The sequence below is a fragment of the Novosphingobium sp. LASN5T genome, from assembly GCF_003856955.1.
GTDB lineage: Bacteria > Pseudomonadota > Alphaproteobacteria > Sphingomonadales > Sphingomonadaceae > Novosphingobium.
In genome coordinates, this window is the sequence record NZ_RQSI01000035.1 from 1 (window position 1) to 14,887 (window position 14,887).

The 14,887-nt window shown below is 65.4% G+C and carries 14 protein-coding genes; 8 read left to right on the forward strand and 6 right to left on the reverse strand.

What is annotated here, in order from left to right; translation table 11 throughout:
- Both EH199_RS18335 and EH199_RS18340 read left to right on the forward strand, forming a co-directional pair.
- Nucleotides 1–407 (forward strand): OmpA family protein (locus EH199_RS18335; RefSeq protein WP_148092165.1); only part of this gene is annotated, 407 nt, incomplete at its 5' end.
- 94 nt (nt 408–501) lie between these two features.
- The gene (locus EH199_RS18340) at nt 502–1,050 is read left to right on the forward strand and encodes a superoxide dismutase family protein (protein ID WP_190287340.1); all 549 of its coding nucleotides are present in this window, start codon (nt 502–504) and stop codon (nt 1,048–1,050) included.
- A gap of 24 nt (nt 1,051–1,074) precedes the next feature.
- Here EH199_RS18340 and EH199_RS18345 read toward each other — a convergent pair whose 3' ends face one another.
- Both EH199_RS18345 and EH199_RS18350 read right to left on the reverse strand, forming a co-directional pair.
- A complete protein-coding gene (locus tag EH199_RS18345; RefSeq protein ID WP_124810638.1) occupies nt 1,075–2,073 on the reverse strand; it encodes a GDP-mannose 4,6-dehydratase in 999 nt (332 codons plus the stop codon).
- Nucleotides 2,074–2,174: 101 nt separating this feature from the next.
- On the reverse strand, nt 2,175–3,491 hold the full coding sequence (locus EH199_RS18350) for a nucleotide sugar dehydrogenase (RefSeq protein ID WP_124810668.1): 1,317 nt from the start codon (nt 3,489–3,491) through the stop codon (nt 2,175–2,177).
- Nucleotides 3,492–3,686: 195 nt separating this feature from the next.
- Here EH199_RS18350 and wecB point away from each other — a divergent pair, with 195 nt between their 5' ends.
- Nucleotides 3,687–4,817 carry a non-hydrolyzing UDP-N-acetylglucosamine 2-epimerase gene (gene wecB, locus EH199_RS18355; RefSeq protein ID WP_124810639.1) on the forward strand — a complete coding sequence of 377 codons (1,131 nt, stop codon included), beginning with the start codon at nt 3,687–3,689 and terminating at the stop codon, nt 4,815–4,817.
- On the forward strand, nt 4,798–6,129 hold the full coding sequence (gene wecC / locus EH199_RS18360; RefSeq protein WP_124810640.1) for a UDP-N-acetyl-D-mannosamine dehydrogenase: 1,332 nt from the start codon (nt 4,798–4,800) through the stop codon (nt 6,127–6,129). Before wecB ends, wecC begins: the two co-directional genes overlap by 20 nt.
- 159 nt (nt 6,130–6,288) lie before the next feature.
- Here the strand turns inward: wecC and EH199_RS18365 are convergent, their stop codons facing one another.
- The gene (locus EH199_RS18365) at nt 6,289–8,622 is read right to left on the reverse strand and encodes a TonB-dependent receptor (protein WP_124810641.1); all 2,334 of its coding nucleotides are present in this window, start codon (nt 8,620–8,622) and stop codon (nt 6,289–6,291) included.
- A gap of 195 nt (nt 8,623–8,817) precedes the next feature.
- Here EH199_RS18365 and EH199_RS18370 point away from each other — a divergent pair, with 195 nt between their 5' ends.
- Nucleotides 8,818–9,429 carry a TetR/AcrR family transcriptional regulator gene (locus EH199_RS18370; RefSeq protein WP_124810642.1) on the forward strand — a complete coding sequence of 204 codons (612 nt, stop codon included), beginning with the start codon at nt 8,818–8,820 and terminating at the stop codon, nt 9,427–9,429.
- Nucleotides 9,430–9,642: 213 nt separating this feature from the next.
- Here the strand turns inward: EH199_RS18370 and EH199_RS18375 are convergent, their stop codons facing one another.
- Genes EH199_RS18375 through EH199_RS18385 form a run of 3 tightly spaced genes read right to left on the reverse strand, consistent with a single transcriptional unit; the run spans nt 9,643 to nt 11,434 of the window.
- The gene (locus EH199_RS18375) at nt 9,643–10,545 is read right to left on the reverse strand and encodes a sterol desaturase family protein (protein WP_124810643.1); all 903 of its coding nucleotides are present in this window, start codon (nt 10,543–10,545) and stop codon (nt 9,643–9,645) included.
- Nucleotides 10,546–10,549: 4 nt separating this feature from the next.
- Nucleotides 10,550–10,984, reverse strand: coding sequence for a hypothetical protein (locus EH199_RS18380; protein WP_223806755.1), 435 nt, complete (start codon nt 10,982–10,984; stop codon nt 10,550–10,552).
- A gap of 15 nt (nt 10,985–10,999) precedes the next feature.
- A complete protein-coding gene (locus tag EH199_RS18385; RefSeq protein WP_124810645.1) occupies nt 11,000–11,434 on the reverse strand; it encodes a TIGR01244 family sulfur transferase in 435 nt (144 codons plus the stop codon).
- Nucleotides 11,435–11,818: 384 nt separating this feature from the next.
- Between EH199_RS18385 and EH199_RS25035 the strand changes: the two genes are divergently transcribed.
- The 3 genes from EH199_RS25035 (at nt 11,819) to argF (ending at nt 14,869) form a co-directional block, all read left to right on the forward strand.
- Complete coding sequence (locus tag EH199_RS25035) at nt 11,819–12,616, forward strand: cold-shock protein (protein WP_124810669.1); 798 nt, start codon at nt 11,819–11,821, stop codon at nt 12,614–12,616.
- Between the two features lie 136 nt (nt 12,617–12,752).
- Nucleotides 12,753–13,946 (forward strand): aspartate aminotransferase family protein, encoded by a 1,194-nt coding sequence (locus EH199_RS18395; RefSeq protein ID WP_124810646.1) that lies wholly within the window; start codon nt 12,753–12,755, stop codon nt 13,944–13,946.
- Nucleotides 13,943–14,869, forward strand: coding sequence for an ornithine carbamoyltransferase (gene argF / locus EH199_RS18400; RefSeq protein WP_124810647.1), 927 nt, complete (start codon nt 13,943–13,945; stop codon nt 14,867–14,869). Before EH199_RS18395 ends, argF begins: the two co-directional genes overlap by 4 nt.
- Nucleotides 14,870–14,887 lie beyond the last annotated feature (18 nt).

The following is a 14,887-nucleotide window of genomic DNA, read 5'->3' on the forward strand; positions in this document are numbered from 1 at the left end:
CCCCGCCCCCGCCGCCGCCTCCCCCGCCGCCTCCGCCGCCTCCGCCGGTGGCCGTGTGCAACAAGGGTCCGTACATCGTGTTCTTCGACTGGGATAAGTCGGACATCACGCCGGAAGCAGCGACCATCCTCGACAACGCGATCACCGCGTATGGCAACTGCAACAGCGTGCCGATCATGCTGGCCGGTTACACCGACCGTTCGGGCACGCCGAAGTACAACCTCGGCCTCTCGGCTCGTCGTAACACCTCGGTCCGTGCGTACCTCACCTCGCACGGTATTCCGGATGGTTCGATCACCAGCCAGGCCTTCGGTGAAGCCAACCCGCGCGTTCCGACCGCGGACGGCGTCCGTGAACTCCAGAACCGTCGCGTGGAAATCACCTACGGTCCGGGTTCGGGCATGTAATTTCAGGCTTTTTGCCGAAATCGAACGAGGGGTCGGAGCAATCCGGCCCCTTTTTCGTTATGGCTGACAAGGCACCATGCCCAGGAGGCCAGACATGATCCGCTTGACCCGTTCGCTTACACCGCTGTCGCTGACCGCCGTTTCCCTGATGACGCTGACCGCCTGCACCACGACGGGACAGGCGGCCACATCAACGGTTCTTGCAGCCGCCCCGCTGGCGACGGCGGACGGCCATCCCGCAGGGCGTGCGGAACTGGTGACCAGCGGCGATCGTATCCTGTTGCATCTAACCGCATCGGGCCTACCGGCCGGCGCACATGGCGCCCACCTGCATACGACAGGGCGTTGCGAAGCCCCCGGCTTCACGACCGCTGGCGGTCATCTCAATCCGGCCGGGCATCAGCATGGCACAGAAAACCCCGCCGGCCCCCATCTCGGCGATCTGCCCAACCTGATCGTGAAGGACGACGGCACCGGCGAACTGACCGTGCCGGTCAGCGTGGCGCGCGCCGATTTCGATGCCCGCGTGTTCGACCCGGACGGCACCGCCATCGTCATCCACGCGGGGCCGGACGACTACAAGACCGACCCCAGCGGCAACAGCGGCGGCCGCATCGCCTGCGGCGTGTTTGCACACCCCTAGGGTCCTGACCCTAGAGGCGCACCCTCAGAGGCCGTGGTACTGCTTGTACCACGCCACGAAGTTGGGCACGCCGACGTCGATGCTGGTGGTGGGCTGATAACCCAGGTCGTTCGCGATGGCGTCGATATCGGCAAAGCTCTGGCGCACATCGCCCGGCTGCATCGGCAGCAGTTCGACCTGCGCCTTGCGGCCGCATTCCGCCTCGAGAATCTCGACCACCTTCATCAGGTGTTCGGAACGATGGTTGCCGATGTTGTAGAGCCGGTGCGGCTTGAGGCTGCCACCGGCCTTGGGCAAGCCATCGTCGGGCGGAGGATTGTCGAGGCACGCGATGACGCCGGCGATGATATCATCGATATACGTGAAATCGCGGTACATATCGCCATGGTTGAACACCGGAATCGGTTCGCCGGCGAGAATCTTGCGCGTGAAGATCCACATCATCATGTCCGGGCGCCCCCACGGACCATAGACCGTGAAGAACCGCAACCCGGTGAGCGGCAGGCGATAGAGATGCGCGTAAGTCTCGCTCATCAGTTCGTCCGCCTTCTTGGTGGCCGCATAGAGCGACAGCGGATGATCGACGCGATCATCGACCGAGAACGGCAGCTTCTCATTGCCGCCGTAGACCGAACTGGAGCTGGCATAGACCATATGCTCGACCCCGCGGTGGCGGCCGATTTCCAGCAAGTTGAGATGGCCGACCAGGTTCGACTGCACATAGGCATGCGGATTTTCGATCGAGTAACGCACCCCGGCCTGCGCGCCGAGATGGACGATCCGTTCGAACTCCAGGCCATCCAGGGCGATGGTCACCCCTGCCATGTCCGCGAAATCCGCCTTCAGGAACGTGAAACGATTCCCGCCCAGTTCCTTGAGCCGGGCCAGTCGCGCTTCCTTGAGCCGCAGGTCGTAGTAATCGTTCACGCAATCGATCCCGATGACCGTATCGCCGCGAGCGAGCAGTTTCTGCGTCAGCGAAAAGCCGATGAAGCCGGCAACGCCGGTAACCAGTACGCGCATCGTGTTCTCCAGGCCCCAGGCCGGGGGCCGATCCATATGTCAGTCAAAGCAGGTTGGGGACAACGCTGGCGAACAGGCAAAGTCTGCCGCGTTCCGCACGGTCAGAGCCTCCAGTCCGCCTTGCCGTTCAGAATGCCCTTGAGATCCGCCAGCGTGCCTCCGGGCGCAACGAGCGCCGCGATCGCATCTTCGCCCATTGCCAGATAGGCCTGATGCGGCACGGCAAGGAGGACAAGATCGTAAGTCCGTTCCAGCGCATCAGCGGAGAGGTCCAGCCCGTATTCGTGCCGCGCCTCGCCGGCATCGGCCATCGGATCATGCACCGTGACCGCGTGCCCCATGCCCGCCAGGGCGTGCACGACATCGGCGACCTTGGAATTGCGCAGATCGGGCACGTTTTCCTTGAAGGTCAGCCCCAGCACCAGCACGCTGCCAGCAGCCCCGCCGCGCTTGGCGTGCAGTTCGTCCGCCACCCATTGCGCCATGGTATCGTTGACGCCGCGCCCGGCAAGGATGACCTGCGGATCGTGACCCAGCGCCTCGGCCCGGTGCGAGAGATAGTACGGGTCAACGCCGATGCAGTGCCCGCCGACGAGCCCGGGCGTGAACGGCAGGAAGTTCCACTTGGTGCGCGCCGCTTCGAGCACGTCCCACACGGAAATATCCATTTTCGAGAAGATTTGCGCAATCTCGTTCATGAACGCGATGTTGATGTCGCGCTGGGCGTTCTCGATCACCTTGGCCGCTTCGGCCGCCTTGATCGAGGCGGCGCGGAACACGCCGCCGCTGGTGATCGCGCCATAGAGATCGGCAACCCGGTCGAGCACCTCGGGCGTCTGCCCCGATACCACCTTGGTGATCCGGTCGATGGTATGTTCGCGATCGCCCGGATTGATCCGTTCGGGGCTGTAACCGAGAAAGAAATCCCGGCCGCAGACGAGCCCCGACGCCTCTTCCAGCAATGGCCCGCAAATCTCCTCCGTTACCCCCGGATAGACCGTACTTTCGAACACCACCACCGGTGCGCGCCCTTCCTGCACGGCGGCTGGCAGCAGCGCGCCGACCGTGCGCGAGGCGGCCTCGACAAGGCGCAGGTCCGGGCGATTCGCCGCGTCGATGGGGGTCGGTACGGTCACGATGTAGAAGTCGCTGGGCGGGCAGACCTGCGCATCGCTGGTGACCCCGAGACCCGAGAGCGAAAGCTGCCCGGCCTCGATCTCGCCCGTGCGGTCGTGCCCTTCGGAAAGTTCGGCGATGCGGCGGCGATCGATATCGAGGCCGGTAACGAAGAACTGCCGCGCCAGCGCCACCGCCAGCGGCAGCCCGACATAGCCCAGCCCCACCACGGTCACCCTTGTCGCCGCAGAGACGGAACCATCGGCCCGGGGCTGTGGCGTGGCGGCAATCGGCGGGTACATGGCAGTCACAGGCAAGCCTTTCCTTCGCGCGGCGCGCACGCCGCTGTGTGCCCGCTTTAGGCCAAGGCTCTTATTTCGTAGTTAATGGCCCGGCGCGATTTGCCGGCGGATCGGCGCCAATTCATACCGCAAGACGGTTGCCGCACCGACGGCCCCATAACACGGGTTTAACGACTGGATGATAGGAGCGTGCCGATGACCAAGACCGTCCTCGTCGTATTCGGCACCCGCCCCGAAGCCATCAAGGTGTTTCCCGTAATCCACGCCCTGCGCGCGGACGCGCGCTTTCGCGTGGTGACCTGCGTTTCGGCGCAGCACCGGGGCATGCTGGACCAGGTGCTGGAAATCGCGGGGATCGTGCCCGATCACGATCTGGACCTGATGCGCCCGGATCAAACGCTCGACGGGCTGACCGCCGCGCTGCTGACCGGGCTGGGCCGGGTGATGGACGCCGAACAGCCGGACTGGGTGATGGTCCAGGGCGATACCGCCACGGCCATGGCCGGCGCGCTGGCAGCCTATTACCGCAAACTGCCGGTGGCGCATATCGAGGCCGGACTGCGCAGCCACAACATCTACCATCCCTGGCCGGAAGAGGTGAACCGCAAGATCATCGGCTCGATCGCGGCGCTCCATTTCGCCCCCACCGAAACTTCCGCCGCGGCGCTCCATGCCGAAAGCGTCTCCGCCGACACGGTCCATGTGACCGGCAATACCGTGATCGACGCGCTGCAATGGATCACCGCGCGGATCGCCGCCGAACCGGCGCTGGCGGCAGGCCTCGACGAACTGGAAGCGCGCTTTGCCGGCAAGCGGATCATCGGCGTGACCAGCCACCGGCGCGAGAACTTCGGCGGCGGCCTGGAAAACATTGCCGAAGCGATCCGCCGCATCGCCGCGCGCGAGGACGTGGCGCTGATCTTCCCCGTCCATCCCAACCCCAACGTGCGCAAGGTGATGGACGCGGCGCTGGCCGGCCTTGCCAACGTGGCGATGATCGAGCCGCTGGACTATCCGCACTTCGCGCGGCTGCTGGCGATCAGCGAGATCATGCTGACCGACAGCGGCGGCGTGCAGGAGGAAGCGCCCGCGCTGGGCAAGCCGGTGCTGGTCATGCGCGAGACGACCGAACGGCCGGAAGGCGTGGCCGCCGGCACGGCCAGGCTGATTGGAACCGATGCGGACCGTATCGTTTCCGAAATCTTCACCCTGCTCGACGATAAGGCTGCCTATTCGGCCATGGCGCGCGCCCACAACCCGTTCGGGGATGGGCAGACATCGCGCCGCATCGTGGAGCTTTTGGGACATGTCGAACCAGCCCGGTAACCTCAAAGCCGGTGAAGCGAAGCCCGACGTCTGTGTTGTCGGACTGGGCTATATCGGCCTGCCCACCGCCGCCATCATCGCCCGCGCGGGCTGCCGGGTGCTGGGCCTCGACGTGTCGGAACGCGTGGTCGAAACGATCAACCGCGGCGAAATCCATATCGAGGAAGTCGATCTCGACGGGCTGGTGCATGGCGTGGTCCAGCGCGGCCTGCTGCGCGCTTCCACGCGGATCGAGCCTGCCGACGTGTTCGTGATCGCGGTGCCCACGCCCTTCGAGAAGGACGAGCACCACACGCCCGACATCTCCTATGTGCTGGCGGCGGCGACCGAAGTGGCCGCCGTGCTGAAGGCGGGCGATGCCGTCATCCTCGAATCCACCTCTCCGGTGGGCACGACCGAGAAGATGCGCGATCTGATGGCCGGCCTGCGCCCGGACCTGAAGTTTCCGGGCCTGACGCGCGAAACGCCCGACGTCTCGATCTCCTACTGCCCCGAACGCGTGCTGCCGGGCCGCATTCTGGAAGAACTGACCAACAACGACCGTTCGATCGGCGGCATCACCCCACGCTGCGCGCGCAAGGCGCTGGCCTTCTACAAGCGCTTCGTGCGCGGCACCTGCGTGACCACCGATGCCCGTTCGGCCGAGATGACCAAGCTGGTCGAGAACGCCTACCGCGACGTCAACATCGCCTTCGCCAACGAACTGTCGGTGGTGGCGGACAAGATGGGGCTGGACGTGTGGGAAGTGATCCGGCTGGCCAACCGCCATCCGCGCGTCAACATCCTGCAGCCCGGCCCGGGCGTGGGCGGGCACTGCATCGCGGTTGACCCATGGTTTATCGTGCACGGCGCGCCCGAACAGACGCCGCTGATCCGCACCGCGCGCGAAGTGAACGACGGCAAGATGCACCACGTGATCGCCAAGGCCACCGCGCTGCTGGAAGCGCATCCGGGCGAGAAGGTCGCCTGCCTCGGCCTCGCCTTCAAGGCCAACATCGACGATTTCCGCGAAAGCCCGGCCCGCTATGTCGCGGCGACGCTGGCGCGCCGGTTCGGCGATCGCATCAGCGTGGTCGAACCCTATGCCTCCGCCCTGCCGATCGAGTTCACCGACACCGGCGCCGCGCTGATCGACCTCGACACCGCGCTGGAGGATTGCGGCGTGCTGATCGTGCTGGTCGATCACGACGTGTTCCGCGTGGTGCCGCTGGCCGAACGCAGCGGCAAGGCGGTGTATGATACCCGCGGCATCTGGCCCGATCAGCCGGTAGCGGAAGCGCCGGCAGCCGGATCGCTGCGCCTCGCCAGCTAGAACCGCTCGACAGTTCCCCGAGAGGAAAGGCCGGAAGCAGGGTCACCTGCTTCCGGCCTTTGCGCATGGGCCAGCTTGCGGGCGAACCACCGGCACCGTTGGCGCCCCTTCCGCCGAGGGAGGAGAGGAGGGGGAAAGGGGCGCCGGGGATCGCGTGCGTCAGAAGCGCACGCCGAGCGTGAGATTCCAGGTGCGCGGATCGCCGTAGTACACGGTCTGGATGTTGCCCACCGAGCTGAACTCCTGCCCGTCGGTCTTGTAGAGCGCGTTGCCCACGTTCTTGACCATGCCGCGCAGGTAGAACCGGTCGTAATCGAGCTGGGCATAGACATTGCCCAGCAGATAGCCGTCCTCGGTCAGGCCGGGACGGTTGTCGACCGAAAGGTACTGCTTATCGACGAAACGGACATCACCGCCGAAGCTAAGCGAGGCTTCGCCCAGCGGAATGCGGTAGTCCGCGCCGATGCGCATGGTGAGCGGCGGCGCGAAGGCCGGCTTGCAGGTGATCTTCGTGCCGGTGGGGTTGCAGCTGAACGAAGGCGCGCGACGGCCGTCGTTGAACTCCTTGTACTTGGCATCGAGATAGCCGACCGACGCGGTCAGCGTCAGCGGTGTAGACGGGCGCACCGCCGCTTCGAACTCGAAGCCCTGGATGCGCAGCTTGCCGGCGTTGATGACGGGGAAGCTGCCGCCGTTGATGCCGGTGTTGCCGCCGCCAACGCGCGCCTGGAAGTCCTTGTAGTCGGAATAGAACGCCGCCGCCGACAGCGAGACGCGCCCGTCCAGGAACGTGCCCTTGGCGCCGGCTTCATAGGTCCACACCGTTTCCGGCTTGAACGTCGGCACGATCTGCGTGGTGCCGTTCACCGCCAGCGTCACGTCGGCCAGGCTGTTGACGCGGCCGTTGAAACCGCCCGACTTGAAGCCCCGGCTGGCCGAGGCATAGACCAGTGTGTTGGTGGTCGGCTTGTAGCTGAGCGTGGCCGATGGCGTCCACGCATCATAGCTGACTTCGTCGAGCGTGTTGTACGGCGCCGGCAGGCTGGTGGGGAACGCGAACGTGCTGACGATGCGGATCGCCGGGAACACCGGGCTGGTGGTCGTTGCCGTCGTGGTGCGGAAGTACTTCTTCTTCTCGTGCGTGTAGCGCAGGCCCGCCGTCAGCGCGAGCTTCTCGGTGAAGTTGTAGGTCAGCTGGCCGAACGCGGCATAGCTCTTGGTGTTCTGCCGGTCATCGATCGTGCGCAGGAAGTTCAGCGGCGTGCCGACATACTGGAGGTAGCTGTCGGCATAGGCTTCCTGGTGCGAATTGACCTGTTCGTCGAGGAAGTAGAGCCCGACCACGCCCTTCAGCTTTTCGGTATCCAGCTTGAGCTGCAGTTCCTGGCTGAACTGGTGCTGGCGCGTGCCCACGAACACATCGCCCACTTCCGCCGCCGTGGCATCGATATCGACGTAGAAGTTCGTCTTCAGCTTGCGATAAGCGGTGATCGAGGTGAGCTGGAGGTTGTCGGTCAGATCGACATTGATCGTGCCCGAAAGACCCCAGTGATCGAGCCGCTGGCCTTCGCCGTTCTTGAAGCTGGTGGATGCCGTGTAGTTGTATCGGCCCGTCGGCGCCGTGGCGATGACGAACGGCGTGACGCTGGTGAACGTGGAATTGTAATTGAAGCCGATAAGGTTGGCCGTGGCCTGCCCCAGCGTGAGCGCGTTGCGCTGGCGGGTGTAGTCGCCCGAGATCAGCACCTCGACCCGGTCGGACGGCTTGGCGCGCAGAATCGCGCGGCCCGACAGGTTGTCGCGATCGTTGTACTTCTTGCCGGTGGCGGGATCGGTGACGATGCCGTCGCGCTTGTCATAGACCCCGGCCAGCGACAGCGCGAGCTTGTCGGTCACCAGCGGCGCGGTGACATAGCCCTTGGCGGTCACTTCGTTGAAGCGGCCATAAGTGAAGGCGCCCTCGCCCCGGATCGTGTCCAGATCAGGCTTCTTCGACACCACGTTGACCGCGCCACCGATGGTGTTCTTGCCGTAAAGCGAGCCCTGCGGCCCGCGCAGCACTTCCACGCGCTGCACGTCGAACAGGTTGAGCAGCGCGCCCTGGATGCGGCTGAGATAGACGCCATCGACATAGACGCCGACGGCAGGGTCGAAGGTCTGCAGCGCATCGGGCTGGCCGATGCCGCGGATGTAGAAATTGGCGGACGAGGCCGAGCCGCGCCCCTGCACGATGTTCACGTTGGGGATCGCGCCCTGAACGCCGGAAAGATCCTTGGCGCCGGCCTTTTCCAGCCCTTCGGTGGACAGGGCGGTGATGGCGATGGGCACGTCGACCAGGCGTTCCTCGCGCTTGCGGGCGACGACGACGATTTCGCCCGAATCATTCGCCGAAGCTTCAGATGCAGCGGCTTCCTGCGCGAAAGCGGGCATGGCGGGCAGCGCAACAAGCGCGGTGGTAGCGGCCGCAAGGGCGCGCACGCGAAAACGGTTCATGGATCAGGCTCCCTCTCACGGACCGATGAAAGGCCCGTCTGCCCGAACCGATATTGAAAGTTGAACCATGTTTCAACTTTTCATTTGAGGCGGATCGAATCCATCGATAGGACGTGGCGAAAGCGCAACAGCCCCGGCACTAAGGACCGGGCTCGGGCGATCGGAGGGACGATCGGCCACGGATGGGAGAGCAGGGTGTCGGTAGATCCGGAAAAGGCGAGCCCCGGCAAGGCTCCGCGTACCGCGCGCGGACGGGAAACGCTGCGGCGCCTGCTCGATGCCGCGGCGGCCGAGTTCGGCGAACGCGGCTTCCACGAAGCCTCGATCAGCGGGATCACCCGCCGCGCGGGAACGGCACTCGGCAGCTTCTATACCTATTTCGATTCGAAGGACGCGATCTTCACCGCGCTGGTGCGCGACATGTCCGCCCGTGTCGCCACCACCGCGGCCGCGGCCGTCAGCGCGGGAGCAACAGGGCTGGTGCGCGAGCGCGAGGCGCTGGAAGGCTTCCTGCGCTTCGCGCGCGAGCACAAGGAAATCTACCGCATCATCGACGAGGCGGAGTTCGCCGATCCGCAAAGCTACCGCGCGCACTACGAAGGCACCGCACAGCGCATCGCCGCGCGCCTGGACGATGGCGTCGCCCAGGGCACGCTGCGCGCAGGCGATCAGGAAGTGCGGGCCTGGGCGCTGATGGGCATGAACGTATTCCTGGGCCTGCGCTTCGGCGTATGGGACGCCAGCCGCCCGGTGGAGGACATCGCCGGGGTGGCCGCAGACCTGCTGCGCGACGGGCTTTCGATCTAGAGCCCATCGCCCAAAATCAAATCCCGTCATCCCGGCGAAGGCCGGGATCTCATGCCGGATTGCCTGAGGCCAGAGATGCCAGCCTACGCTGGCATGACGGGGGAAGATGGAGAGGCTTATAGGGGGTCTTGACGGTTGTCGCCCATTCTCGGTCGCTCCTCTCGCTCCTGCATTTATCCACGCCGCATGGGGCCTCAATCCAAGCGCACGGCCCTAGGCCGTTCCGTCTTCCCGTTCGCGCCAGCGGTCCCGGATGCGGTCGGACGTGTCCCGGCTGCCATCGTGGCTCCATCCCGGCTCGCGCAAGAGGTAGGCCAGCTTGTAGCGCAGCGGCGCAACCGCGAAGTCCTTCAACATGCCCGCCCATTCGTGGAACACTGACCACATCACGCCGAACGTGCCGAGCTGGCGGACGATGCCGTAGCGGATGCGTTCGCCCTCCAGTTCGGGCTGGAACGTCCGGAACAGCCGATCCCACACGATCAGCGCCCCGGCATAGTTGCGATCGAGATAAACCGGGTTGGTTGCATGGTGGACCCGGTGATGCGACGGCGTGTTGAACACTGCCTCGAACCAGCGCGGCATCCGGCCGATCGCCTCGGTGTGAATCCAGAACTGGTAAACCAGGTTCACGGCCCCGACCGTCACCAGCATCGCCGGGTGAAAGCCGAGCAGCGCCGGCCAGATGCGGAACACGAACGACAGCGCGAAAAAGCCGGTCCAGGTCTGCCGCAGCGCGGTGGACAGGTTGTAATGCTGGCTCGAATGGTGGTTGACGTGGCTGGCCCAGAACCAGCGGATGCGATGCCCGGTGCGATGCGCCCAGTAATAGTTGAAATCGTCGAGCACGAAGCACGCAATCCAGGCCCACCAGGCGAACGGCATCGTTGCCACGCGGTGCTGGTAAAGCGCCATCGCGGCGGCATAGACCACCCCGGCGGTCAGCGCGCCGGCAACCGTGCTGCCCAGCCCCAGCGCCAGCGAGGTCCAGGTATCGCGCGGTTCATAGGCTTCGGGCGCGCGGCGGCGCGCCCACGCCATTTCCGCGATCATCGCCAGGATGAAGAATGGCACCGCGTAAGTCACGATATCGAAAGGATGGATGTCCGGCGTCATGGCCCTATCCTTCCAGCCGGCGGAGGCTTGCCGCCCAGGCCTGCGCATCGGGGCCGAGGTTGAGCGTGATCGTGCCGAAACGACTGTCCCCGGTGGAAACGGTCAGGAACTGCTGGTCGAGCCGAACGCCGGCGTGGCTTTCCAGAAGGCGCGCGGCGAAGTGGCTGCCATGGCGGCGAATCAGCATGACTCTGCCCTGCGCATCGCGCACCAGCGCGCCGATCCGCGCCTTGTCGAGCCCGACCGCCACCGGCACGAAGCCGCACATCGCCTCGTCGGCCAGCGCGCCCGCGTGATCCTCGTCGCGAATCCGCACGTCGCCGCCCAGATTCATCCAGCGCGCAAGTTGCACCACGAGCAGCACCCCGACCAGCGAAGCCAGCGTCTTGAGCACGAGAAGCACGCCGGGCTGGGCAAGAAACGCCTGCACCACTTTCACGATCGCTGTCCCGGCTCAGCCGGCCTGCGCCGCGAGCATATCGACCTGCGCGCGAACCGGTGTGATGTCATACCCCGCGCCGGCCGCACCCGCCGCGATCCGCGACGGATTGCGGCCAGCCGCCGCCTCGGCCAGCGCCCACAGCAGCGTGGAGCGGGTACCGGATCGGCAGTAGGCGAGCACTGGCTGGTCGCCCGCCTCGTCCAGCGCCTTGCGCATCGCTTCCACCTGCCAGGCGGCGAAGCCCGCGTGCGTCACGGGGATCGCGTGATAGGCGATCCCGGCCTCGCGCGCGGCTGCCTCGATCGCGGCACCCGGCGTCTGATCGTCGGATTCGTCCTCGGGACGGTTGTTGATGATCACGGCGATTCCCAGCGCTTTCGCCTCGGCCACGTCCGCCACCGTGATCTGCGGACTGGCATAAGTGCGATCATCGATCTTGCGGAACAACGGCGCCTACTCCCGGATTGAGGCTGACGACGGCGAATGCCGGTCGTGGCAGGACTCCTGCAGGTGATCGCGCCGGCTCGCCCTCCGAAACGGCACGCAATTGACAGTGCTTCTGCCCAAACCACTGGCCAAGAGCAAGCATTCGCAGCCGCCTCCGGGATCGGAAAAATTGCCTCCGAAACGGCGGATCAACGAAAGTTCCCGGAAATCCGGTCTCTTTTGCCGATTCCATTCGCGCTATGGCTTTTTCTTCGCTATAGAGATGAGTGCAATGAAGAAGGTCGGCCTTTTGTCCGGCGCGGATTCCTTGTCGTGCCGCCGGTCTCCGCATCCGGCCCGCGGCGCCGGGGAAAGCAGGGGCGGAACGAAGGTCTATTGAAGTTTATGGGTTTTGACAGAGGGCGGCGGGGTCGCGGACGGGATAAGCGCGACGGATTCGGCGAAGACAATTTCGATCCCTACAGCGGCGGTGGCGGCGGCTTCGGCGGCGGTTACGATCGTGGCGGATTCGGCGGTGGTGACCGCGGCGGATTCGGCGGTGGTGACCGCGGCGGATTCGGCGGCGGCAACCGTGGCGGCGGCTTCGGCGGCGGTGATCGCGGTGGCTTCGGCGGCGGTGGCAACCGTGGCGGCGGCTTCGGCGGCGGCGGCGGTGGTGTCGGCTTCGGCGGCCCCCGTGGCGGCGGCATGCCCGCGCAGGTCGTCGGCACCGGCAAGGGCAAGGTGAAGTTCTTCAATGCCCAGAAGGGCTTTGGCTTCATCCAGCGCGACGAAGGCGGCGAAGACGTTTTCGTGCACATCAGCGCGGTTGAACGCGCCGGGCTGGAAGGCCTGGCCGAAGGTCAGGAACTCGAATTCAACCTGGTCGATCGCGGCGGCAAGATTTCGGCGGCGGACCTTCAGGTCGTCGGCGACGTGATCGAGGTTGCTTCCAAGCCGGCCGCGCCGCAGCGCGAACTGACGGGCGAAAAGGCGACAGGCACGGTCAAGTTCTTCAACGCGATGAAGGGCTTCGGCTTCATCACGCGTGATGACGGCCAGCCGGACGCGTTCGTGCACATCAGCGCTGTGGAGCGTTCGGGCATGCGCGAGCTGAATGAAGGCGACAAGCTGGAATTCGATCTCGAGGTCGATCGACGAGGCAAGTACTCGGCGGTCAACCTGGTGCCGCGTCAGGATTGATCCGGTCCGCACCGCCCCCGGCATTTGACCGGGGGCCTGCAACACAATAAACGCGCGCAAATGGCGGCCAGTCGGCCGCCATTTGTCGTTTGCGATTCCCGTCTTCCGATTTGCGTGAATGAAACAGGAGCTGCCCATGTCGATCACACCGCTCATGCCCGTCTATCCCCGGTGCGGCGTGCGACCTGTGCGAGGGGAGCACTGCCATCTCATTGACGAGAACGGCACCCGTTATCTCGATTTCGCCAGCGGCATCGCCGTCAACCTGCTCGGCCATTCGAACGCGCACCTGATCGGCGCGATTCAGCAGCAGGCGGCGACGCTGATGCACGTGTCGAACCTCTATGGCAGCCCGCAGGGCGAGCATCTTGCGCAGCGGCTGGTCGATCTGACGTTCGCCGATACTGTGTTCTTCACCAATTCGGGCGCCGAGGCGGTGGAATGCGCGATCAAGACCGCGCGTGCCTATCACCAGCATGCCGGCGACGATCACAAGTTCGAGCTGATCACGTTCAAGAACGCATTCCACGGCCGCACGATGGCCACGATCAGCGCGTCGAATCAGGACAAGATGCACAAGGGCTTCCTGCCCCTGCTGCCCGGCTTCAAGTACGTCGAGTTCGACGATCTGGAAGGCGCGAAAGCCGCGATCGGCCCCAACACGGCCGGCTTCCTGGTCGAACCGATCCAGGGCGAAGGCGGCATCCGCGATGGCTCCGACGCGTTCATCAAGGGCCTGCGCGACCTGTCCGACGAACACGACCTGATGCTGGTGTTCGACGAGGTGCAGTGCGGCGTGGCGCGCACGGGCACGCTTTATGCCTATGAACAGTATGGCGTGCTGCCCGATATCATGGCGACGGCCAAGGGCATCGGCGGCGGATTCCCGATGGGCGCCTGCCTCGCCACCGAAAAGGCCGCGCGGGGCATGGTCTTCGGCACGCACGGCAGCACCTATGGCGGCAATCCGCTCGCCATGGCCGCGGGCGAAGCGGTGCTGGACATCGTCGCCACCCCCGAATTCCTGTCCAATGTGCGCGCCACCGGCGAACGCCTGCGCGGCCGCCTGGAACAGTTCATCGGCAACTATCCGGATCTGTTCGAACTGGTGCGCGGACGCGGGCTGATGCTGGGCGTCAAGATGAAGATCGAGCCGCGTGCGTTCGTGGCGCATCTGCGCGACAACCACCAACTGCTGACGGTTTCGGCCGGCGACAACACCCTGCGCGTGCTGCCACCGCTGGTGATCGACGATTCGCACATCGATGAATTCATGGACAAGCTCTCGGCCGGCGCCGCGAGCTACAAGGTCGAGGCCACGCCATCATGACCCGGCATTTCCTGAACCTGACCGACGCGGGCGGCGATGCCCTCGCCGCGATGCTCAACGACGCTATCGACCGGAAGGCGGCGCGCAAAGGCTTCGCCAAGGGGCGTGCCGATGGCGACGCCCCGCTCGCCGGGCATGTCCTTGCCATGGTGTTCGAGAAGAACTCCACCCGCACGCGTGTTTCGTTCGACGTGGCGATGCGTCAGCTTGGCGGCAGCGCGCTGGTTCTCGACGCCGGCACCACCCAGCTTGGCCGGGGCGAGACGATCGCCGATACGGCGCGCGTGCTGAGCCGCATGGCCGACGCGATCATGCTGCGCACCGACGATCACGCCAAGGTCGAGGAACTGGCCCACCATGCCACCGTGCCAGTGATCAACGGGCTGACCGACCTGTCCCACCCCTGCCAGATCATGGCCGACCTGCTGACCGTGATCGAGCATGGCAAGGCCCTGCCGGGCCTGGAAGTCGCCTGGCTGGGCGATGGCAACAACGTGCTCAACTCGATCGTCGAAGCGGCGGGGCTGATGAAGTTCAACGTTCGCATCGGCGTGCCCGCAGGCTATGAATCCGATGCCGGGTTCATAGCCCGCGCGCAGGCCGGTGGCGCGCGCGTCTCGCTCCACCGCGACGCGGCTGAAGCCGCGCGCGGTGCGGATGTGGTGGTGACCGACACCTGGATTTCGATGGGGCAGGAGCACGCCGAAGCCAAGCTGCAGGCCATGGCGCCCTACCAGGTCAACGATTCGCTGATGGCGCAGGCGAAAGCGGACGCGCTGTTCCTGCACTGCCTGCCCGCGCACCGCGGCGAAGAGGTTACCGATTCGGTGATCGACGGCGCGCGATCGGTGGTATGGGATGAGGCGGAAAACCGCATCCATGCCCAGAAATCGGTGCTGCGCTGGGTTTTCGGCCAGATTTGAAGGCAACGGTGAACACGG

Excerpts from the sequence above, each read along its gene's own strand:
- EH199_RS18340 (WP_190287340.1), top strand. The coding sequence starts at position 502 with ATGATCCGCTTGACCCGTTCGCTTACACCGCTGTCGCTGACCGCCGTT.
- EH199_RS18350 (WP_124810668.1), bottom strand. The coding sequence starts at position 3,491 with ATGTACCCGCCGATTGCCGCCACGCCACAGCCCCGGGCCGATGGTTCC.
- EH199_RS18375 (WP_124810643.1), bottom strand. The coding sequence starts at position 10,545 with ATGACGCCGGACATCCATCCTTTCGATATCGTGACTTACGCGGTGCCA.
- EH199_RS18365 (WP_124810641.1), bottom strand. The coding sequence starts at position 8,622 with ATGAACCGTTTTCGCGTGCGCGCCCTTGCGGCCGCTACCACCGCGCTT.
- wecB (WP_124810639.1), top strand. The coding sequence starts at position 3,687 with ATGACCAAGACCGTCCTCGTCGTATTCGGCACCCGCCCCGAAGCCATC.
- argF (WP_124810647.1), top strand. The coding sequence starts at position 13,943 with ATGACCCGGCATTTCCTGAACCTGACCGACGCGGGCGGCGATGCCCTC.
- EH199_RS18345 (WP_124810638.1), bottom strand. The coding sequence starts at position 2,073 with ATGCGCGTACTGGTTACCGGCGTTGCCGGCTTCATCGGCTTTTCGCTG.
- EH199_RS25035 (WP_124810669.1), top strand. The coding sequence starts at position 11,819 with ATGGGTTTTGACAGAGGGCGGCGGGGTCGCGGACGGGATAAGCGCGAC.
- EH199_RS18395 (WP_124810646.1), top strand. The coding sequence starts at position 12,753 with ATGTCGATCACACCGCTCATGCCCGTCTATCCCCGGTGCGGCGTGCGA.
- wecC (WP_124810640.1), top strand. The coding sequence starts at position 4,798 with ATGTCGAACCAGCCCGGTAACCTCAAAGCCGGTGAAGCGAAGCCCGAC.